The sequence below is a fragment of the Stenotrophomonas sp. STEN023 genome (assembly GCF_056760135.1).
On sequence record NZ_JBRREF010000008.1, the window covers coordinates 66,533 to 88,336 of the forward strand.

The window sequence follows — 21,804 nt, forward strand, 5'->3', positions numbered from 1 at the left end:
GCAATCGTGGCCAGCACTGGCAAGCAACCAGCGTAGATCCGATTGTTTCTTCAGCCTGCGTATTGGACGCAAGCTGGTGCTGGCTGAAAGTCGGTGCTGCGATACCGCGTTACGTTCCATTATCTGGTCGGCTCCACGCATGTTGATCGATGGCTGTGACGATTTGCGGGAGCGACGATGTGCAAGTGGCGATGTCGGTGTCAATACATTGGTGTGAGATGCGCGATCAGGAACATTCCATAGGTGGGTACAGTCGCGCCGGCGTTGGATAGATTCTTGATTTTTCTCGGCAATAACAGCGTTCTTGTTCTGGTGCGCTGCGTGCTCGCAGCGATCGCCATCGATGTTTGTTGCGGTAGCGTCATTGGTTTGCGCCAAAGCATGTATTGCAGGTTGCGTGTTGGCTGTCGGAAAAGGTACAGATATTCCGCAGCTTTCTGGACAGTTCCGGGTGGGATCCTGTGCGCAGAAGCAGTCGATCTCGGTCCTTGGAATGACCATGAGTTACCCACGGAATCCGCCAGCCGAAGCGAGCAACAAGCTCAGCGAGCTGCAATATGGTTCGTTGTGCTCGATGAGCGGTAGCGCATCTTCTCTTTCGAAAGGCACTGGCATGACCGCGGCTTCGCAGGCGAAACCCAGATAAGCAGCAAACGCTGCCATTGCAGGTCAAGGCTGAGGTGTTCTGCCGCTCTTGGAGGTCTGCAGCATGCGCTGCCGGAAGAACGGATACAGTGCTGCGCTGAACAGCACCGCCACCGTTGCGTAGGCCAATAGCTGCGCATCCGCGCCGAGTAGCGCGTACAGGCAGTAGGCGATGGCGGCGGCTGCGGTGACCAGACAGGCAGCACGCATCCAACCCTGTTCGCCGCGTTCCAGGGTAGTGCAGATCAGTGCGCCGGCGGAGAACAGGTAGGGAATGATGGTCAGCAGTACTGCGATATTGGTCAGCTGGTCGAACTGACGGGCGAGGGTGGGTGAAGAAGTAACCAGCAGCAGCGCGCTCATCAGCACCGCCACGATCATCAAACCAGCGCCGGGCATGCCGTGCTTGTTGAGTCGGCAGAACACGCGCGGGAACAGGCCATCTTCGGCTGCCGCCTTGGCCGATTGCCCGACCAGCAGCATCCAACCGCCCAAGGCACCGGCCGACTTGAAGATCGCGCACAGTGCGATGACCAGTACGCCCCAGGGGCCGATCATCAGCTGCGCGACATCGGCGAACGGCGCGGAGGAATCGCGCAGCTGCGCCATCGGTACCATGCCCATGATCACCAGCGAACAGCTGATGTAGATCACCGCCGCCAGCGCCAGCCCGAACAGGGTGGCGAGCGGAATATTGCGCTTGGGGTTGTCGATGACATCGGCCGATACCGCCGCGCTTTCCACACCCATGAAGGCCCATAGCGCGATGGAAGCGCTGCGTGAGATGGCTGCGCTGTCGTCCATGCCGCTGACGTTCCAGCCGGCACTGAACAATGCCGGGTCGAACCACCACCAGCCGAATATGGCGATGCCCAATATCGGGATCAGCGCCAGCAGAAGCGTGCCGGTCTCCAGTGCACCAATCCAGCGCGCACCGCGCGCATTGGCCAGGCTCAACAGCCAGATCACCGCGAGGGTGAAGCCCAGTCGCGGGTAGACATCCTGCAACCAAGGCCACAGGTGGCTCAGGTAGCCGGTCACCACCAGGGCGATGGCGACATTGCCGATCCAGTTGCCGAACCAATAGGCGTAGTTGCTGACGAAGCCGATGTAGTTGCCGAACGCGTCGCGTGCGTAGGCGTAAGGGCCGCCCGGTTGCGGGTCCAGTTGCGACAGGCGCGCGAACACCAACCCGAGCGCGATGGCGCCCGCGGTGGCGATCAGCCAGCCTATGGAGGAGATGCTGCCAACCGTGGCCAGATTGGCCGGTAACAAGAACACGCCGGTGCCGATCATGTTGCCGGCAACCAGCATGGTGGCCATGGTCAGGCCCATCTTCTTGGGTGTTGGCGTGCTCATGTCCAGGCCGGGTCGGAGGTGAAGTCGATGGTCAGCCAGAAGCGTCCCGAGCGCGCATCCAACTGTGATGCGATCTCATCGCGCAGGCGGTCGACATCGCCGATGCTGCCGAGTTGGGTGTCGGGCCTGGTGAGGATGTGGATCTCGACAAACTGCATGCGGCCGATCTTGGCGACATGGCTGGTGAAGCCTTCGAACTGGTACTTGGCGACGAATGCCTGCATTACCTGTTGCACCAATTGGTCCAGCTCACTGGGCGCTACCTGCAGGACTTCGCGCGCAGCTTTCCATGCTCCAAGCAGCGGCACCGGTAGCGTCGCCAAGGCGATACAGGCGAGCACCAACGGGTCGAGATAGGGAATCCAATGTTCATGGGCGCCACCGCGCAATGTCAGTGCGATGACGAAGGACAGAACGACCGCAAGGCTCATCAACCCGGTCAGCAGCCACGCGCGTGCGTCCAGCCGCAGCAGGCCGGACTGCAGCAGCTTCGCGTGACGGCTGATCCACACGGCCATTGCCAGATCCACTACCGCCAGCAAACCGGCCCAGAGCAGGCCGGGGCCAAGTCGTGTCTCGTGGCCACCGTCGCTGAAACCGATCACTGCATTGGCCAGCGCGTAGATGCAGGCCAGACTGAGAATGGCGCCGCCGAGCGCTTCAACCATGGGCTCCAGATGCCAGAAACCGTATTGGAAACGTGGGCTCTGTTCACGGGCCATCAAGCGCAGTACGGACAGTGCCACCAGCGTCAGCGCCACATCGACCAGGCTGTAGATGCCATCGAACAGGATCGCTTGTGAGCGGGCAAGCATGCCGCCAACGAAGCCGATCGCAGCGACCAATACGGTGGCTGCGATAGACAGTTGCAAGACACGTTGTTCCTGGCGGGTGCTGGTCATTTGGTTGGTCGGCGGCCCGGTAGCTATATGAGGGAGCTAGGCTGTAGAAGCCCCTCTCCCGTTTACGGGAGAGGGGTTGGGGTGAGGGCGCTTTGAAAGCACGTGGAGCAGGTTTTCAGCAAGGCGGATCCAAAAAAGATGCAAAGCAAAGTCCATAGCCAATAACTAGAAGCTAGAAGCAAAGAAGAGCTCCCCGTATCCGCCCCTGTGGGGCACCTTCTCCCGCAAGCAGGAGAAGGGAAGGCATGTATTGCTTTTGCTTCGGGGGTCAGATCTTCAAAACCTCCACCCGGTAACTCGGCTTCTCCCCGCTGTTATCGATGATCAAGCCATGCACATCCGATTCAAACCCAGGGAAGCGCGCATTCTGCTCACGGGCGATGCGCAGCGACTGGATGATCGGTTCATCGCTGGCGCCAAAACGTTCGCCCGGCATGATGGTTGGGATGCCCGGCGGGTAGGGCACCAGCATGGTGCCGGCGACGCGGCCGCTGAGCTGGTCGATATCCACCCGCTCGATCTCGCCACGCACCAGGTGGTCATAGGCTTCGGCAGGGGTGATGACCGGCTCCGGCAGCTCCACGTACATCTCGCGCATCACCTCGGCCACACGGAACTCACGGTTGAACTCATGCAGCGCCGTACACAGGTCGCGAAGGCCCCAGCCGGCGTAGGCGGCGGCATTGTCTTCGAGCAGACTGGGCAGTGACTGGCTCAGCGGTGCGTTGGCGTCGTACAGGTCCTTGAATGCCAATAGTTCGGTGACCAGGGTGCTCCACTTGCCCTTGGTGATGCCCATCGAGAACAGGAACAACACCGAGTACAGGTTGGTCTTCTCCACGGTGATGCCGCGTGACCACAGGAACTTGCTCAGCACCGCTGCCGGAACGCCCAACTTGCCCATCTCGCCATCCATCGACAGGCCGGGCGTCAGCAGGGTGACCTTGATCGGATCGATCAGCACATAGTCGTCGGCGAGATTGTCGAAGCCGTGCCAGCGTGCGTCCGGTCGCAGATACCAGTCCGGGCGCGAGGTGACCATGGGTTTGGAACTGTCGCCCTTGGCCAGAGTTCGCTCGACGCCGTCGGGTTGCCAGACCTTGAACCACCAGTCATCGCGGCCCAGGTCCTCGCTGACATGCAGCATCGCGCGGCGGAAGGCGACGGCTTCATCGTGCATTTCCTGCACCAAGGACTTACCCGCGTCACCTTCCATCATCTTCGAGGCCACGTCGCAGGAGGCGATGATGCCGTAATGCGGACTGGTGGAGGTGTGCATCATGAAGGATTCGTTGAAGCGCTCCGCATCCAGTTCCCGCGTTGCCGCATTGCGCACATGGATCATCGATGCCTGCGAGAATGCAGCCAGCAGCTTGTGCGTGGAATGGGTGGTGAAGATGATCGCATCCTGCTCACGCGGCTTGCCCTTGGCCATGCCGTAGTGGTTCTCGTAGAAGGGGTGGAACGCGGCATAGGCGTACCAGGCCTCATCAAAGTGCAGGAAGTCGACGGCGCTGCCAAGGTTGTCGGCAATCTTCTCGGCGTTGTAACAGAGCCCGTCGTAGGTGGAGTTGGTGACCACCGCGATGCGCGGCTTTGCACCGGGCTTGGCTGCCTTGCTGGCCAGGGGATTGGCCTGGATCATCTTCTGCAGTGACTCGCCGGAGAACTGGTCCAGGCTGATCGGCCCGATGATGCCGTGGGCGTTGCGGCTTGGGGTGAAATACACCGGGATACCGCCGGTCATGATCAGCGAGTGCAGCAACGACTTGTGACAGTTGCGGTCGACGAACACGATGTCGCCACGCGCAACCGTGCCATGCCAGACAATCTTGTTGGCAGTGGAGGTGCCATTGGTGACGAAGAACGTATGGTCGGCGCCGAAGTTGCGCGCGGCCTCGGCTTCGGCGTCACGGATCGGCCCGGTGTGGTCGAGCAGTGAGCCCAGCTCCGGCACCGAGATCGACAGATCGCTGCGCAAGGTGTTCTCGCCGTAAAACTGATGCAGCGCACGGCCTACCGGCGACTTGGTGAAGGCGACACCGCCGGCATGCCCAGGCGTATGCCAGGAGTAGTTGGATTGTGCGGAATGGTGGATCAGCGCCTTGAAGAACGGTGGCAGCAGCTTGGCCATGTAGTCGTCGGCGGCGCGCATCACCTGGCGGGCGATGAAGCTCTTGGTGTCCTCGAACAGGAAGATGTAGCCGTGCACGAACTTGAGCAGCTTGCTCGGTATCTTCTCGATGGTGCGGCGTTCGCCGTAGAGGAATACCGGCAGGTCGGCGCGGCGCTGGCTTTGCTCGCGCAGGAAGGCGAGCAGGCGTTGGAACTGGTCGTCATCGTCCTCGGTGCCGTCGATGGAAATCAGCACCGCCGACGCCGCCACATAGGTGCGTGCGCCGGCGCGGGCATCGTCCAGGGTCAGGCCCGAGAGCACGCGCTGGTCGCTCTTGCGCAGTTCTTCGGCCAGGGCGCGGATGAGGATGCCGGCGATACGCGGCGATTCGTAGTCGGCATCGATGATGACGATCGGGTAGTCGAGTGATTTGAAGTACATGATGTTGTTCCTATCTACCGAGCGGGGGATCAGTTCGTGCTGGCACGGGCGGTGCCATTCGGAGTGAATTTGGCCAGGCGCTGCTTGCGGCGCTCATCGCTGAAGAACGGATAGAACACGGTGATGAACAGTACGAACAGGAAGGCGTACTGCACGATGCTGCCGGACGAGCCGTAGATGGCCCACAGGCAGTAGACGACGGTGATGCTGGTCAATAGCCAGAACGCGCCGGTGTGAACAAGGGTGTGCGAGCGCTCCACCACGAAGTAGCAGGCCACGCAGGAGTAGATATAGGGCAGCAGGGTCAGCACGACCGCGGCCGAGGTGATCACGTCGAACTGCGCGGATGCGGTTTCCGATGTGGAGGTGATCAGTACCGCCAGCGTCATCAGCACGGCGACGATCAGCACGCCTTTGACCGGCACTTCATCCTTGTTGATCTTGCTGAAGATACCGGGAAACAGGCCGTCATCCGATGCCGCCTTGGCGCTCTGCGCGGTCAGCAGGATCCAGCCGCCGAGTGAGCCGGCAGCGCCGACGAAGGCGCACAAGCTGACCAGCGCGCCACCCCAGCCGCCAACTGCGTTTGCGGCCGCCAATGCGAACGGCGCATCCGATACCTGCAGGTCGGCGTTGGGCACCATGCCCATGATCACCGAGGAGCTGGCTATATAGGCGATTGCCGCAAGAAAGACGCCAGCCAGGGTGGCGCGGGCAACGTTCTTCTCCGGATTCTCGACCACACCTGCAGTCACAGATGCGGATTCAACTCCAATGAACGCCCACAAGGTCAGCGCCGCCGCGCTGGATACGGCGCCGAAGTTGGATTGGCCGGAGACGTTGTAGGCGCCCTTGAAGATGGTCGGGTCGAAGTAGAACCAGCCGAAGACGGCGATGCCAAGGATCGGTATCAAGGCGAAGCTGGTGGTCACCGTCTGCACGCGGGTGACAAAAGATGGGCCGATGACATTGGCAAAGCTCAGCGCCCATACCAGTGTCAGCACCGCGATACAGCGTGGCACGGGCTCGGACAGGATCGGGAAGAAGTAGCTGAAGTAGCCCACCGCCGCGATCGGGATGGCGACATTGCCGATCCAGTTGGCGAACCAATAGATGGTATTGGTCTGGAAGCCCATGTAGGGGCCGAACCAGTCACGCGCGTAGGCATAGGGGCCGCCGGCCTGTGGCGCCAGTTTGCCGAGCTTGGCGAACACGAAGGCCAGCAACAATGCGCCGGCGGTGGTGATCAGCCAGCCCCAGATCGAGGCGGTGCCGATCTTGGCCAGGCTGGAGGGCAGCAGGAATACACCTGAGCCCATCATGTTGCCTGCCACCAGGAAGGTCGCGCCAACGACCCCGATTTTCTTCTGACCTGCCATGACTATCTCCTCTCACCGGCGATGCCGGGTAATTCGATGGGAAGGACATTGCGTGAATCGTTGGGTGGCCAGCCGCACTTGAGGTGCGGTCATCGGCTGCCTGTTACTTGATGAAGTTGTATTGCAGGCTGCCCTGCAGGCGCAGGGTGTCCGCATCGCGGCCGTTCTGCAGTTGCTGCTGGCCGTAGAGCAGTTCCATGCCCATGGTCCAGGACGGTGCCGGGCTCCACAGCAGGTTCAATGCCGCGTAACGGCTGCGCCGGAACGCGTCGCTGGCCAAGGCATCGGCGCTGTCGATCTGCAGTTGTCCGTAGATCAGGTTGGAACGCCAAAGCTCCGACCAGTAGTGGGTATAGCCGAAGAAGCCGCCACGCAATGGCAGCGCCTTGAGGCGTCCGTCGGTATCGAGGGCGGCGTCGAGATTGGAGCCGGTCAGGTCGGCGGTATAGCGGCTTATGCCCTTGCCGCCAATCAGGCCGAACAGCAGCAGGTCGCGCTCGGCTATCGCGTAGGAACCACTCAGCTGCAGACCGCCGCCGAACGTACGGTCGCTGCGGCCATCGCCGTCGTAGCCCAGGCTGCGCAGCACCGCGCCCAACTGCAGGTGGCCCCAATCGCGCTCCATGCGTGCGACCAGGCTGATGTCGGGCAGGTGCTCAGTCTTGCTGTCGTTGTCGCCGGTATTGGCCAGCTGCGAATCAGGGTTTTCGGCCGCCACGGTCACGCTGTTGCCCTTGCCCAGCGCAAAACTGTGGTGGATACCAGCCACCAGCAGGTAGCCAGCCGCGCCAGGGCCGGCAAAGTCCAGCGTGTCTGGCAGCGAGTCGGCATCCATGAAGGTGGAATAGCCGTAGCCGGCATAGGTATTACCCAACTGGCCGTAGGCGTGGCGCAGGCGGAACTCGTAGCTGTCGCTGCTGCCGAAGAAGTCGTTCTCCAGGTAGAAGCGCAGCTTGCCGTGCGTGGTGGGGCGCCGCGCTTCGAAGCTGAAGCGGGTCTGCTTGGCGTGCATGCCGAAGTGCGAGACATCGCGGTGCGGGCTGTCGACCGGAATCGATGAGGTGATGAACTGCTCGGTATCACCGGCGGGCCGTCGGTCGGCGGTGGCGTCGAGTTTTGCGTAGCCACCGAGCCTGATCATTGTCTCGGTGCCTGGGATTGCAATGAAACCTTTCAGTTCCGGATCGGTCGGTGACGGTGCGTTGTCCAGGCGTGAGGCGGCAGTGGAAGGGTCTGCGACCGAGTCGCGCGCCGGTAGTATGGTCTGTGCGGCAGCCGCTTTGCCGGTGCCGGGAACTGCCGCATCCAAGAGGGAAACCGTGGCTTGCGGTGGCGGAAGTGGTGGAGGTTTCGGGGTGGGGCTTGCCTGTCCCTGTTCCAGCGCATCAAGCCGTGCGTTGAGTGTTTGCAGATGCTGCTGGGCCTGGGCGATCTCCGCGCGCAGTGCAGCAACGGAGTCCTGCGCGTTTGCCGCACAGGGCAGCAGCGCAAGTGGCAGCAGTGTGGCCAGCGTCAGTGGTTTCATCGCCAGTTCCGTGGAGAAAGAAATGCCACTCACGGCCGGGACGGATCCCCGCCGCGATTTCACCTGTCGCATAGGTGGTTACGCGCAGGTCGCCTCCCTCGGCCCGCGCAAAACCTGCCCATTTACCATCGTTGAAATCAGGTTATGACTACGTGAATTTAGGATGAAACCCAATGTCATAAACCGTGATTTCTGATAGCAGGGCTGGCTTCAGTCTTCGCCATTCATCCGGCCGGTTTCCAGCGAAACCCGACTGCCATCCAGCAGCCCGCGACTGAGCTTGCCGTCCTCGATGAACAGTAGCTCGCCGCTCTCGCCGTCCTTGATGCTGCTGTCGATGGCGATGATGCGATCGCCATGGAAGCTGCTGACATGCGGCATCGAGGTGTGTCCGACCACGATGCGCTTGAGCCCGAGCTGGTCAAGCACGGCCTGCACACCGGCGGTATCCAACTGGCCGTTGAAATAGCCGCGGTACCAGATCGGGCTGGTCTTGCCGTCGTACAGCGCTGCGGTGGACGGATCTGCCTTCACCTCCGCCTTGGGCCGGCCCAGTGAGGCCTGGTAGGCGGCGTTGGTGGCCGCTGGATCGAGTGCGAGTTGCAGTGCGTCGGGCGAAATACCGCCGTGCAGGAACAATGTATCGCCTATGCGTAGCAGCACCGGGCGGGTGCGCAGCCACTGCCCGATCACCGAATCGGCGCCGTACAGTTGCGGGTAGCTGCGGCCCAGCAGCTGTGCGCTGCGCAGGTACTTGGGATTGACGTAGCGCAGGTCGTCGTACAGCGTCATGGTTTCGTGGTTGCCAAGCACGAAGTGCACTGCGCCGCCTGCCTGCGCGGCCTGTTGCTGCAGGCTGTAGAGCAGCCAGAACGTCTCGGTGACCTGCGGGCCACGGTCGAATACATCACCGGCGATGATCAGCGTGTCCTGTGCCAATGCCCAGTTGTCGTCGCTGTCGATCACACCATTGGCGCGCAGCAACTGCTGCAGCAAGGCGTACTGGCCATGGATGTCGGAGACGGCGACGATGCGCGGTACCGCAGGCAGCACCGATGCAGCAGTCGTGGCAAGCGGGGCAACACGCAGCGGATGCGGATAGCCGCATCGCGCTGCGACGCTGATGGCTGCACCGCGCTTGCCCTTCAATTGACGGGATATCACCTGGTCTTCGCAGATCCAATGCGCCTGCAGGCGGCTACCGTCGCGGAACACGTAAGGACCGTCGGCCTGCACATATGCAGCCGGCTCAGGGACCTCGCGGGCACCCGCATCCACGGCGGGCAGGGCGCCACATAGCGGCAGGATGAGCAGGGCGCGGGCTACAGACATTGGGGGTTCCGATGGCGGGCGCCTTGTTGCGCCCGTTGGCAGCCTAGGCCGCTGTTGCCGCATCTGCATGTGCTATCGGTTGGTTATGCGTGCTGCTCAGTCGCGGCGCAATGCGTTGCGGCCCGGTGCGGTGGGCAAGGCATCGCTGCCCAGTACCACCCGATTGCGGCCCTGCTTCTTGGCCTGGTACATGGCCGCATCAGCACGTGCCATCACCCGCTCGTAGTCCGGGTGGCCGTCGTAAAGGGCAACGCCGATGCTGGCGCTGATCGGCAGCAGCTGGCCATCGGCCAAGGTGACGGGGGTATCGATAATGCGGCGACACAGGCCATCGGCAATCACCATGGCCTGACGTTCTTCCACCGCCACCAGCACCACGACGAATTCCTCGCCGCCATAGCGGAATACATAGTCGCTGCCACGGGTGAACTGGCTGAGGATGCCGGCCACATGCTGCAGGGCGCGATCACCGGCTTCATGGCCGTGCTCATCGTTGATGGCTTTGAAATGGTCCAGATCCAGCAACAGCACGGCGAAGCTGTCGGCGGACTTTTCGGCCAGCTCGATCTCACGGCGCAATACGGTGGGCAGGAAGCGGCGGTTGAGCAGGTTGGTCAAGGCGTCGCAACCGGCATCCAGTTCGCCGATGCGCTCGAACAACATGCCCAGCAAGGTGCGGATCTGGCCGACCTTGGAACGCACGTCCTGCAGTTGCGCCGAGCGCGCGGCCGGGTCGCTGTCCTGCTGCAGGGTGTGTTGCAGCAACTGGTCGACCTCGTGGACCAGACCGGTGATCTGCCGCGTTTCCGAGCTTTCGCCAAAGCTCGGAATGCCCTTGTGGTTGAACCACAGGCCGAACTCCGAACGTTCCAAGGTCTGGAAGCTGCCCAGGTCGCCCTGTGCCGCAAGGGCGTACAGAAGGGTGTTTTCCCAGTCCAGCAACAGCGCACGCTGACGTTCGCGCTCGGTGCCGACGTTCTGCACCAGTGAGAACAGTCGATAGGCGGCATCCGTGCGTGAGGAACGTTCCCGTGCATTGGAATAGGCAAGTGTCATACCCTCCAGCGCGATGTCGAACGATGCGGTGAGGCTGGCAATGGCGGCATGTGCGGCTTCGGAGTGTCCGGCCTGCGCGCCGATCAGCTGGAACAGGCGTTGCTTCAGCACGCGGGTGCCACGGGTGACCAAGTCAACCGGTATGCCCACGCGTGCATGCACATCGCCGATGACGCGCTGGTTGGCAATCAGCTGTTGGACGTCGGCGGACGTGGCGCGCAGCAGGTCCTTGACCCAGCGCTGCATGGCCGGCTGCAGTCGTACCCGCACCTGGTCATGTGACATCGAGCGTGAGGCACGCGCGTCGTTCATCATGACCTTGTAAAAATGCGCGGCCAGTTCAGCGGCATGCGCGTCGGCCAGGCTCGCGAGGATCTGGCTCGCCTCGGCACCGGCGGCGTCGAGGCTGTGTTTCCAGGCATCTGCGAGCGCGTTGCTGTCGGTGTCTGGGGGTGGTGCGGGGACGATGTTCATGCGTACGACCGGTAAAGTGCCAAGAGGCAGCCGACTATTATCGGCAGCAACAACAGGTTTTTGAGGACGTTGTGTTGATGGCTGGATTCACTGTTTGTTCAAGTTCGCTTGTGCTGGGCACCACTATCGGAATGGCGGAATGATCAGCGCCGGCCCGTTTCCGTTGATGGCGCTGGTTGCACTGGTGGCGCTGGCAATTGGCTGGTTGTTCGCGCGTGCATTGGCACCAGCTGCCGATGGAATGCGCAGCCGTGCCGGCGCGGTGGTTCTGGATGCGTTTCTGCTGGGCTTGCTGGGCGCACGGATGGGCCATGTGGCGCTGCATGCTGGCGACTATCTCGCGCAGCCGCTGTCCATCATTCGTCTGGGCGATGGCGGTTATTCGATATGGGCCGGCCTGCTGGTCGCCGCCGCCTACGCGCTGTGGAAGACCCGCCAGCGCATTCTGCGCAAGCCGGTGCTGCTGGGTCTGGCCGCTGGCGCGGCGTTCTGGGCAATTGGTGGGATGGCGCTGTTTGCAATGCAGCGCTCATCCATTCCGTTGCCGGACGCAGTGCTGGTTGACATGCAGGACAAGCCAGCACCGCTGGCTGCATTTGCCGGCAAGCCAACCGTGATCAATCTGTGGGCGACCTGGTGCGGGCCTTGCCGGCGCGAGATGCCGGTGCTGGCGCAGGCGCAGCAGGCGCATCCGCAAGTGCAGTTCGTGTTTGCCAATCAAGGCGAAACCCGCGATGAAGTCGCCGACTATCTACGCGCCGAAAACATGCAGTTGAGCAACGTGCTGCTGGATGCAGAGTCGCGGGTAATGCAGCAGACCGGTGCCCGCGCCCTGCCGACAACGCTGTTCTTCGGCGCCGATGGGCGGCTGCGCAATGTGCATATGGGCGAGCTGTCGCGCGCCACGCTGGAAGCGCGTCTGCGCGAAATGCAATAACTCCTTTCCTGAAAGAGATACACGATGATGCGTTCCCGTTCGATGTTGCTGTTGTTGTCCGCCATGACGCTGACGCCGTTGGCTTGCGCGCAGACCGCCACTGCCCCGGCTGCTTCCGCTGCCAAGCCGGCCGCGGCCAATGAGCCGGCAGTAGTGAAGACCCTGCGTTCGCAGGGTGTGGAGTTCATGGGCACGTTCGAAACGCCGGTTGGCCTGACCGGCTATGCCGGCGTCGCTGGTCAGCGCCCGCTGGGCGTGTACGTGTCCAAGGATGGTGAGTACGCGGTGGTTGGCACGTTGGTGAACGCCAAGGGTGAGGATGTCAGCGCTGCCAAGCTCAAGGAGCTGGTGTCCGGGCCGATGGGCCAGCAGGCCTGGGCCAAGGTGGAAGCCAGCCATTGGGTACGCGATGGCAAGGCCGATGCGCCGCGTGTCATTTATTCCTTCAGTGACCCGAACTGCCCCTACTGCAACCGCTTCTGGGAAGCGGCGCAGCCGTGGGTGGCCGCAGGCAAGGTGCAGATCCGGCAGATTCTGGTCGGTGTGATCCGCGAGGACAGTGCCAACAAGGCCGCTGCCATTCTGGGTGCCGCCTCGCCGGAGCAGGCGTTGATCCAGAACGAGCGCGATTTCGCCAAGGGTGGCATCAAGCCGCTGGCGACGGTGCCGGCGGCGGTGCAGACCAAGCTGCGTGCCAACGAGGCCTTGATGCTGGATCTGGGCTTCCAGGGTACGCCGGGCATCCTGTTCAAGGATGCCGACGGCACGGTGCAGATGCGTTCGGGCATGCCGCAGGGCGATGACATGCAGACGGTGCTCGGCCCGCGCTAATCGCTGAAGCAGGCGGCGGCGATGTAATAGTCTCCGCCGCCACTGGCTGACTAAGCTGGCCCCCGCTGTAAGGAGCTAGTAGAGGAGCCAGCCATGAGTCACGACCACAACCATCTGCCCAGCGAAATCCGCCACGAGAAACCACTGTGGTGGGCGCTGGGCCTGACCACCGCCTATCTGGTGGTGGAAGTCATCGGCGCGTTCTGGACCAACAGCCTGGCGCTGTTGTCCGATGCCGCGCACATGGCGACCGATGCCATCGGGCTGATGATCGCCTTGACCGCCGTTCGCCTGAGCCGGCGTCCGCCCGATGCCAAGCGCACCTATGGTTATGCGCGGTTGGAGGCCTTGGGCGCGGTGGCCAATGGCCTGCTGTTGTTCGGCGTCGGCATCTACATCCTGTTCGAGGCCGTGCAGCGCTTCCAGCAGCCGCAGGACATTGCCTCCACCGGCATGATGTGGGTGGCTGCGTTTGGATTGGTGGTGAACCTGATCGCGATGCGTCTGCTCAGTGCTGGCAGCGGCGAGAGCCTTAACGTCAAAGGCGCCTACCTGGAAGTGTGGAGCGATATGCTCGGCTCGGTGGCGGTGATCATTGGCGGTCTGATCATCCACTTCACCGGTTGGACCCTGGTGGATCCGATCCTGGCGGTGCTGATCGGCCTGTGGGTGCTGCCACGCACCTGGGTGCTGCTGCGCGATGCGATCAATGTATTGCTGGAAGGCGTGCCCAAGGGCGTGGTGCTGGCGGATATCGAGCAGGCGCTACGCGGCCATGCCGGCGTTGCCGGTATCCATGATCTGCATGTGTGGGCGCTGGCATCGAGCACGCCGGCCTTGACCGTGCATGTGGTGATGAATGACGGGCAGGCGCCGGACGTATTGCGTCGACAGCTGGCGGACCTGCTGCATGAGCGGTTTGATATCGATCATGTGACGGTGCAGGTTGAAGCGGATCACTGCGGCGATGATTGTGCCGACAAGAAGGTGGGCGGCGGTGACCACGACCATGATCATGATCATGATCATGAGGGCCATTCGCACGGGCCGGACGAGCAAGGTCACCACGGCCATGTGCACCGCTAGAGGTAGTGCCGAGCCATGCTCGGCAGCGGCTTTGTCTGTGGATTTTGGCACTGTAGGAGCGGCGTAAGCCGCGAAGCTGGCATTGCTGAAATCACCGGAACAACTGCAATCTGATTGATCTGTGGCTTCGCGGCTTACGCCGCTCCCACAACCTGGGGCTCGGGCACTTTCTGTAAGGCCCTTGCCGAGCATGGCTCGGCACTACAGGTGGAATGAGAAACGGAGCCTCTCGGCTCCGTTTTTCATTCGATCAACTGCCAGGAACTCAAACCACCGGCTCACGCAGCTCCGGCATCTCCCAGCCCTTGCGCGGTGCGAAGCGATCGCCATGGCGTGCCTGCAAGGTCTTCAGCTTCTCGACCAGGACATCCACGCCAGTCGCGCGGATATGCTGGATCGGGCCGCCACGGAACGGGGCGAAACCGGTGCCGAAGATAACCCCCGCATCAAGCAGGTCGGCATCGGCGACCACGCCATCGTGCAGGCAGGCCACTGCTTCGTTGAGCAACGGCAGGATCAAACGGTCTTCCAGATCCGACGGTGCCTGGTAGTCCTTGGCAACTTCCGGCTTCACTGCGCGGCCGTTTTCCCACTTGTAGATGCCCTGGCCGTCCTTCTTGCCGCGCTTGTTCGGCTCGACGGTCGCCAATGCGGCCGGGATCTGCAGGCCGAGGAACGGTGCCAGTTCCTTGCCAACGCCAGCGGCCACGTCCAGGCCCACCGTATCCAGCAGCTCGATCGGGCCCATCGGCATGCCGAACTTGACCGCCGCCTTGTCGATCACCGGGCCGGGGATGCCTTCGGCATAGGCGGTGGCGGCTTCCAGCATGTACGGGAACAGCACGCGGTTGACCAGGAAGCCGGGCGTGCCAGCCACCGGCACCGGGAACTTGCCCAAGGCCTTGCAGAACGCAGCCAGACGCTTCTCGGTTTCCGGCGCCATGCCGTCGTGGTGGATGATCTCCACCAGCGGCATCTGCGCGACCGGGTTGAAGTAATGCAGGCCGGCAAACTGCGCCGGGCGCTGGATGTGGTCACGCAGCTCGACCAGCGGGATCGAGGAGGTGTTGGTGGTCAGCAGCGCATCGGCCTTCATCTTCGGCTCCAGCGTCTGGTACAGCGCACGCTTGGCTTCCGGGTTCTCGATGATGGCTTCGATCACCAGATCGGCCTGCGCCACGCCGTCACCGGCCAGGTCGGCCTTCAGCCGTGCGGCCACTTCCGGGCGCTTGCTCTCGTCGCGCACCTTCTTGTCGAACAGCGCCTGCGCGCGGGTCATGGCGGGGTCGATGAAGCGCTGCTCACGGTCCTGCAGGGTCACGTTGAAGCCCTTGTAGGCCGCCCAGGCAGCGATATCGCCGCCCATCACGCCGGCACCGACCACGTGCACGTGCTTTATGCCCGAGTCCTTGCCGCCCAGGCCCTTGAGCCGTTCGGTCAGGAAGAAGATGCGGATCAGGTTGCGCGCGGTCGGGCTGCTGGCCAGCTTGACCACGGCGCGGCGCTCGGCGTCCAGGCGCTTCTGGATCGGGCTGCCGCCGGTGCGCTCCCAGGTGCTGATCAGCGCGTAGGGTGCCGGGTACTGGTCCTTCTTGGCCTTGCGTGCGACCTGCTTGGCCATCTGCGGGGCGAGGATCTTGCGGGCCAGGAAGGTATTGGTGGCCCAGGCGGTGGCGCGTTGCTTGAACGGGCGGGTCACCCCGGTCTGCAGCAGCGCGATGGCCGCATCGACCAGCACCGCCGGGGCGGCGACCTTGTCGACCAGGCCGATTGCACGCGCGGCCGAGGCCGACAGGGTGCGGCCGGTCAGCATCATGTCCATCGCCGCCGGCGCGCCGACCAGCTGTGGCAGGCGCGAACTGCCGCCCCAGCCGGGGAAGATGCCCAGCTGGGTCTCCGGCAGGCCGATGCGGGTGGATTGATCGTTGGAGGCCACGCGGTAACGGCAGGCCAGCGCCAGCTCGGTGCCGCCGCCCAGGCAGTGGCCGTGGATCGCGGCGACGGTCGGGCAGGGCAGTTCGGCCAGCTTCTGGTAAACGCTCTGGCCACGGCGGATGGCGTCATTGACGGTGCCGCGGCGGTCAAATTCCTGGAATTCCTTCAGGTCGGCGCCAGCAATGAAGCCGGCCGCCTTGGTCGAGCGCACCACCACGCCCTTGGGCGGGTCGATGGCCAGGCGCTCGACGATATCGCCCAGTTCCAGCAGTACGTCCTGCGACATGGCATTGACCGGGCTGTCCTTGCGGTCGAGGCTGAGCACTGCCACGCCATCCTCGCGCAGCTCGGTTTGCCAATGATTGAAGCGGAGCCCGTCGAAGCCTGAGAGCATGGGACGTTCCATCCGGTTGTGTATGGAGAAGGCCGCTATGATCCAGAGGTTGTTTCCCTGCCGTCAAATCCCAATGTCAGGAAATGTGTTGTGCTTATCTGGTCAGCGCCCCTGCAGGTTAGCCGAACGGGAGTTAAAAGCTGGTGCGGTGCCGCTGGGACAGGGTGCTGAACTTTCGCCGCGAACAGCGGTCTTAATGCCCGACGTCGGTTGGGCTGACAGGAGTGCGGCCCGTTATGGCCGAGGTTGAAACACCGCAGGAGCTGGACCTGGAACTGGTCCGGCGTGTGCAGCGCGGCGAAAGCGCGGCGTTCGATGTGTTGGTACGCAAGTACCAGCATCGGATCATCGCGTTGATCGGGCGCTACATCGCCGACTGGAGTGAATGTCAGGACGTGGCCCAGGACACTTTCGTGCGCGCTTACCGTGCGCTCGGGAATTTCCGTGGCGACGCTCAGTTCTATACCTGGTTGCATCGGATTGCAGTGAATACCGCAAAAAACTACTTGGCAGCACACAACCGGCGCCCCCCCACCGACGACATTGAAATTGGTGACGCCGAGCAGTTCGACAGTGGGGTCCGCTTGCGCGACAACGACACGCCGGAGCGTGAGTTGATGCGCCAGGAACTGGAACAGACCGTGATGAAGGCGGTTGATGCGTTGCCCGAAGAGCTGCGCTCAGCCATTACGTTGCGAGAGGTGGAAGGCATGAGTTACGAGGATATCGCGCAGAAAATGGGATGCCCGATCGGCACGGTGCGGTCGCGGATCTTCCGTGCCCGTGAGGCCATTGATGCACAGCTGCGTCCCTTGCTGGATACCCCCAGCGCTACCCGTGAACGGAGTCGCGTATGAACCCGCAAGACCGTAACCCGGTATCGGCCGGTGCTGCGCCGGACAAATTCGAATTGCACTACCGCCAGCAGCTGTCGGCGCTGGTGGATGGCGAGCTGGCCGCCGATGAGGCGCGTTTCATGCTGCGCCGGCTGGAACACGACAGCGAGCTTTCGGCCTGCCAGGAGCGCTGGCAGGTCCTGGGTGATGTGATGCGCGGCCAGGCCTGTGCACCGGCACCCTCGGATTTCAGTGCGCGGGTGCGTCAGGCGGTGGACGCCGATGCCCGCCAGAATGGGCCGGTGCTTGCCGCACCCGCGCCGCAACGCGCGGCTCGCACGGGCTGGCGGCGTTGGGGTGGCGGTGCCGCCTTGGCCGCCTCGGTGGCTGCGGTGGCCTTGTTCATGGCCCGTGAGCAGCTGCCGGAAACCAGTGCGCCCACGCCGGTCATCGCGACCACGGCGGAAGTCGCGCCTGCGCCCGTGCAACCTTCGGCGCCGACCGCGGCTGATGCTGGCAATGTCGCCGGGCTGGTGGCTGCTGCTCCTGCAGTTGCTGCCGCAGTGAGCCGCCGTCAGGACGCCAGCGCCCGCCGTGGCAGTGCAACCCGCACCCAGCAGGCGGCACGCGCCGGTACCGCGCGCATGGCCGAGCCGCAGCGCGCAATTGCTTCCGCGCCGGTAATGCCGGCAACCCCGGCGCTGCGGCAGGACCCGTTTGCCACCGGCAATGGTGTGCTGCATGCACGGCCATGGCCCCGTTCGACGGTGGCGCCGTCGCTGTCGCAGGGCGCTCTCAACGCCAGTTTCCCTGCGCAGGAGCAGGGTGGGGCGACGTTCTACCCGTTTGAACCGCGTATGCCGGCACAAAATGCCGACGATGCCGAGTCGCGCAGGCTGCTGCCGCGTCAATGAGTGTTGCTTGCCGGTCGTCCGCCTCTGGGCGACCGGTTTTCCCCGGATTCCAGGTTTGTGCGCTGTTGGCTGGCGTACCGGGCTTGGCTGTTCTTTCCCGCTTTGACTGAATTGGAGGCTCGAAGCTGATGACCCCACGTATCCAAAACAAGGTGTTTGGCCTGCTGGCGATGACCCTGCCGTTGGTGGCCTGCGCGCAGAGCCCGGCACCGGATGCGCCGGCCGCGCAGGTGGCCGCTACCCGTGCCGCGCCCGCGCCGCAGCTGGTGCAGGGCCTGCCTGACTTCACCCAGCTGGTCGACCAGGTTGGCCCGGGCGTGGTCAAGGTCGATACCGTGATCGGTGCGCGCCGCAATCCGCGTGCTGCCCAGCAGGGCCCGGACATGGACCAGATGCCGGAGTTCTTCCGCCGCTTCTTCGGTCCGGATTTCCAGATGCCGGGGCCGGGCCAGCAGGGGCCGGACAGTGGCCCGCGTGGGCGCAGCATGGGCTCGGGCTTCATCATTTCCAATGACGGCTATGTACTGACCAACCACCACGTCATCGACGGTGCCGAGTCGGTCAAGATCACTTTGAGTGATCGCCGCGAGTTCACTGCCAAGGTGGTTGGCAGCGACGCCCAGTACGACGTGGCCTTGTTGAAGGTCGAAGGCCGCAACCTGCCGACCGTGCGGGTAGGTGATTCCAATACGCTCAAGCCGGGCCAGTGGGTGGTGGCGATCGGCTCGCCGTTCGGCCTGGACCACTCGGTCACCGCAGGCATCGTCAGTGCCTTGGGCCGCAATACCGGCGGCCAGGAGCAGCGCTATGTGCCCTTCATCCAGACCGACGTGGCGATCAACCAGGGCAATTCCGGCGGTCCGCTGCTGAATACGCGTGGTGAAGTGGTTGGCATCAACTCGCAGATCTTCTCCGCATCTGGCGGCTACATGGGCATCAGCTTCGCGATCCCGATCGATCTGGCGATGAACGCGGTCGAGCAGATCAAGAAGACCGGCAAGGTCAGTCGCGGCCAGTTGGGCGTGATGGTTGGCGAAGTGACCAGCGATATCGCGCAGGGCTTCAAACTGCCGGATAGTCGTGGTGCGCTGGTCAACCAGATGGTGCCCGACAGTGCGGCGGCCAAGGCCGGCATCGAAGTGGGTGACGTGATCCGTGCAGTCAATGGCACCGAGATCAATACCTCCAGCGAGCTGCCGCCGATGATTGGCGCGATGCCGCCGGGCAGCAGGGTGCGGATGAGCATCCTGCGTGACGGCAAGCCGCGTGAGATCACCGTGACCTTGAGCGAACTGGCCGAGGATGCGGCACGGCCGGGCAACACCACCGCCGCTGGCGATGATGCCAAGCCGCAGGCCGGCGCCAATGCCTTGCTGGGGCTGGAGGTGGCTGATCTGACCGCCGCCGAGCGTCGCCAGCTTGGCCTGGAGTCGGGCGAGGGCGTGCGGATTACCGGCGTCAACAGCCAGTCTGGCCGCGAGGCGCGTCTGGCCCCGGGTATGGTGGTGCTGCAGGTCGGGCGTGCCCCGGTGGGCAGCGTTGCCGCCCTGAACCGGGAGCTGGCCGGCTACAAGAAGGGCGATGTGGTCATGTTGCTGGTCCGTGCCGGTGCCAACAGCGCCTTCGTCCCGGTCCGCGCTGGCGAATAAGCCCGCCAGACCTTGCGATAGCAACGGGAGCCGCCTTCGGGCGGCTCCTTTCGTTCAGCTGCCGGCCAAACCCTGTGCGGGGCTTGGCTCCGGCATGCGATAATGGCCCGTTATCCTGACGACGCAGCGCCGCCGCCGCCACCTATGTCACATGATTCGATGCGGATGATCCGCAACTTCTCCATCATTGCCCACGTTGACCACGGTAAGTCCACCCTGGCCGACCGCATCATCCAGTTGTGTGGCGGTTTGACCGCGCGCGAAATGGAAGCGCAGGTCCTGGACAACAACCCGATCGAGCGCGAGCGTGGTATCACGATCAAGTCGCAGTCGGTGTCGGTGCCGTATACGGCCCGCAACGGCCAGACCTACTTCCTGAACTTCATCGACACCCCCGGCCACGTCGACTTCTCCTATGAAGTCAGTCGTTCGCTGGCCGCCTGCGAAGGCGCGCTGCTGGTGGTCGATGCGGCTCAAGGCGTGGAAGCACAGTCGGTTGCCAACTGCTACACGGCCATCGAGCAGGGCCTGGAAGTGGTGCCGGTGCTGAACAAGATCGATCTGCCCACCGCCGACATCGACCGTGCCAAGGCCGAGATCGAGGCGGTGATCGGCATCGATGCCTCCGATGCGGTTGCGGTCAGCGCCAAGACCGGCCTGAACATGGAGGAGGTGCTGGAAGCCATCGTGCACCGCATCCCGCCGCCGGCCGACCGTGGCAGTGACAAGCTGCAGGCATTGATCATCGATTCCTGGTTCGACAACTACCTGGGCGTGGTCTCGCTGGTGCGCGTGATGCAGGGCCAGATCAAGGCCGGCGACAAGATCCAGGTCATGTCCACCGGCCGTTGGCACCTGGTCGACAAGGTCGGCGTCTTCACCCCCAAGCGCAAGGAAATGCCTGCGCTGCGTGCCGGTGAAGTGGGCTGGATCAACGCCAGCATCAAGGATGTGCACGGTGCGCCGGTCGGCGACACCCTGACCCTGATGGCTGACCCGGCGTCCGAGCCCTTGCCCGGTTTCCAGGAAATGCAGCCGCGCGTGTTCGCCGGCCTGTTCCCGGTCGATGCCGAGGACTACCCGGACCTGCGCGAAGCCCTCGATAAGCTGCGCCTGAACGACGCCGCGCTGCGCTTCGAGCCGGAAAGCTCCGAGGCGATGGGCTTCGGCTTCCGCTGCGGCTTCCTCGGCATGCTGCACATGGAAATCGTGCAGGAGCGGCTGGAGCGCGAGTACAACCTCGACCTGATCAGCACCGCACCGACGGTGATCTACGAGGTGCTCAAGAGCGACGGGACCATCGTGATGATGGACAACCCGGCCAAGCTGCCGCCGGTCAACCAGGTGGAAGAAATCCGCGAGCCGATCATCCGCGCCAACATCCTCACCCCCGAGGAATACATCGGCAGCATCATCAAGCTGTGCGAAGAGAAGCGCGGCAGCCAGATCGGCATCAACTACATGGGCAGCCAGGTGCAGATCAGCTATGAGCTGCCGATGGCCGAAGTGGTGCTGGACTTCTTCGACAAGCTCAAGTCGGTCAGCCGTGGCTACGCCTCGCTGGAATACCACTTCGTGCGCTTCGACGCCGGCCCGTTCGTGCGTCTGGACGTGCTGATCAACGGTGACAAGGTCGATGCGCTGTCGCTGATCGCCCACCGCAGCCACGCTGATCGTCGTGGCCGTGAGCTGTGCGAGAAGATGAAGGAGCTGATCCCCCGGCAGATGTTCGACGTGGCCATCCAGGCCGCGATCGGCGCGCAGATCATCGCCCGTACCACGGTCAAGGCCATGCGCAAGAACGTGTTGGCCAAGTGCTATGGTGGCGACGTTTCGCGTAAGAAGAAGTTGTTGGAAAAGCAGAAAGAAGGCAAGAAGCGCATGAAGCAGGTCGGCCGTGTGGAGATCCCGCAGGAAGCCTTCCTTGCTGTGCTGCAGATGGACAAGTAACAGTTATTGGGGATTCGGGATGCGGGATTCGCCAGAGCGGCAT

General features: G+C 63.3%; 15 protein-coding genes. 7 read left to right on the forward strand and 8 right to left on the reverse strand.

Annotation, left to right across the window (positions count from 1 at the left end):
- Positions 1-669: 669 nt before the first annotated feature.
- The 7 genes from ACVOLV_RS03865 to ACVOLV_RS03895 form a co-directional block, all read right to left on the reverse strand.
- On the reverse strand, positions 670-2,004 hold the full coding sequence (locus tag ACVOLV_RS03865) for an amino acid permease (RefSeq protein WP_481553224.1): 1,335 nt from the start codon (positions 2,002-2,004) through the stop codon (positions 670-672).
- On the reverse strand, positions 2,001-2,876 hold the full coding sequence (locus ACVOLV_RS03870) for a cation diffusion facilitator family transporter (RefSeq protein ID WP_481553225.1): 876 nt from the start codon (positions 2,874-2,876) through the stop codon (positions 2,001-2,003). The genes ACVOLV_RS03865 and ACVOLV_RS03870 overlap by 4 nt, the downstream gene beginning before the upstream one ends.
- A gap of 298 nt (positions 2,877-3,174) precedes the next feature.
- A complete protein-coding gene (locus tag ACVOLV_RS03875; RefSeq protein WP_481553226.1) occupies positions 3,175-5,463 on the reverse strand; it encodes an Orn/Lys/Arg family decarboxylase in 2,289 nt (762 codons plus the stop codon).
- A gap of 29 nt (positions 5,464-5,492) precedes the next feature.
- Positions 5,493-6,842 (reverse strand): arginine/agmatine antiporter, encoded by a 1,350-nt coding sequence (gene adiC, locus ACVOLV_RS03880; protein ID WP_481553227.1) that lies wholly within the window; start codon positions 6,840-6,842, stop codon positions 5,493-5,495.
- A gap of 103 nt (positions 6,843-6,945) precedes the next feature.
- Positions 6,946-8,373, reverse strand: a complete 1,428-nt coding sequence (locus ACVOLV_RS03885) for a DcaP family trimeric outer membrane transporter (RefSeq protein WP_481553244.1) — start codon at positions 8,371-8,373, stop codon at positions 6,946-6,948.
- 204 nt (positions 8,374-8,577) lie between these two features.
- Entirely contained in the window at positions 8,578-9,699 is a 1,122-nt protein-coding gene (locus ACVOLV_RS03890) for a metallophosphoesterase (RefSeq protein ID WP_481553228.1), read from the reverse strand.
- Positions 9,700-9,795: 96 nt separating this feature from the next.
- On the reverse strand, positions 9,796-11,229 hold the full coding sequence (locus ACVOLV_RS03895) for a GGDEF domain-containing protein (RefSeq protein ID WP_481553229.1): 1,434 nt from the start codon (positions 11,227-11,229) through the stop codon (positions 9,796-9,798).
- Positions 11,230-11,368: 139 nt separating this feature from the next.
- On the opposite strand from ACVOLV_RS03895, the gene ACVOLV_RS03900 reads away from it, so the two are divergent.
- The 3 genes from ACVOLV_RS03900 (at position 11,369) to ACVOLV_RS03910 (ending at position 14,083) form a co-directional block, all read left to right on the forward strand.
- On the forward strand, positions 11,369-12,166 hold the full coding sequence (locus tag ACVOLV_RS03900; protein WP_481553230.1) for a prolipoprotein diacylglyceryl transferase family protein: 798 nt from the start codon (positions 11,369-11,371) through the stop codon (positions 12,164-12,166).
- A gap of 24 nt (positions 12,167-12,190) precedes the next feature.
- Positions 12,191-12,997 carry a thiol:disulfide interchange protein DsbG gene (gene dsbG, locus ACVOLV_RS03905; RefSeq protein WP_481553231.1) on the forward strand — a complete coding sequence of 269 codons (807 nt, stop codon included), beginning with the start codon at positions 12,191-12,193 and terminating at the stop codon, positions 12,995-12,997.
- A 93-nt stretch (positions 12,998-13,090) separates the two neighbouring features.
- Positions 13,091-14,083, forward strand: coding sequence for a cation diffusion facilitator family transporter (locus ACVOLV_RS03910; protein WP_481553232.1), 993 nt, complete (start codon positions 13,091-13,093; stop codon positions 14,081-14,083).
- A gap of 265 nt (positions 14,084-14,348) precedes the next feature.
- Here ACVOLV_RS03910 and ACVOLV_RS03915 read toward each other — a convergent pair whose 3' ends face one another.
- Entirely contained in the window at positions 14,349-16,412 is a 2,064-nt protein-coding gene (locus ACVOLV_RS03915) for a 3-hydroxyacyl-CoA dehydrogenase NAD-binding domain-containing protein (protein WP_481553233.1), read from the reverse strand.
- 236 nt (positions 16,413-16,648) lie between these two features.
- Between ACVOLV_RS03915 and rpoE the strand changes: the two genes are divergently transcribed.
- From rpoE to lepA, 4 genes are all read left to right on the forward strand, one after another.
- Positions 16,649-17,269, forward strand: coding sequence for an RNA polymerase sigma factor RpoE (rpoE, locus tag ACVOLV_RS03920; protein ID WP_313170618.1), 621 nt, complete (start codon positions 16,649-16,651; stop codon positions 17,267-17,269).
- Entirely contained in the window at positions 17,266-18,162 is an 897-nt protein-coding gene (locus tag ACVOLV_RS03925) for a sigma-E factor negative regulatory protein (RefSeq protein ID WP_481553234.1), read from the forward strand. Before rpoE ends, ACVOLV_RS03925 begins: the two co-directional genes overlap by 4 nt.
- Positions 18,163-18,290: 128 nt before the next feature.
- On the forward strand, positions 18,291-19,811 hold the full coding sequence (locus tag ACVOLV_RS03930) for a DegQ family serine endoprotease (protein ID WP_481553235.1): 1,521 nt from the start codon (positions 18,291-18,293) through the stop codon (positions 19,809-19,811).
- A 159-nt stretch (positions 19,812-19,970) separates the two neighbouring features.
- On the forward strand, positions 19,971-21,761 hold the full coding sequence (lepA, locus tag ACVOLV_RS03935) for a translation elongation factor 4 (protein WP_481553245.1): 1,791 nt from the start codon (positions 19,971-19,973) through the stop codon (positions 21,759-21,761).
- Positions 21,762-21,804 lie beyond the last annotated feature (43 nt).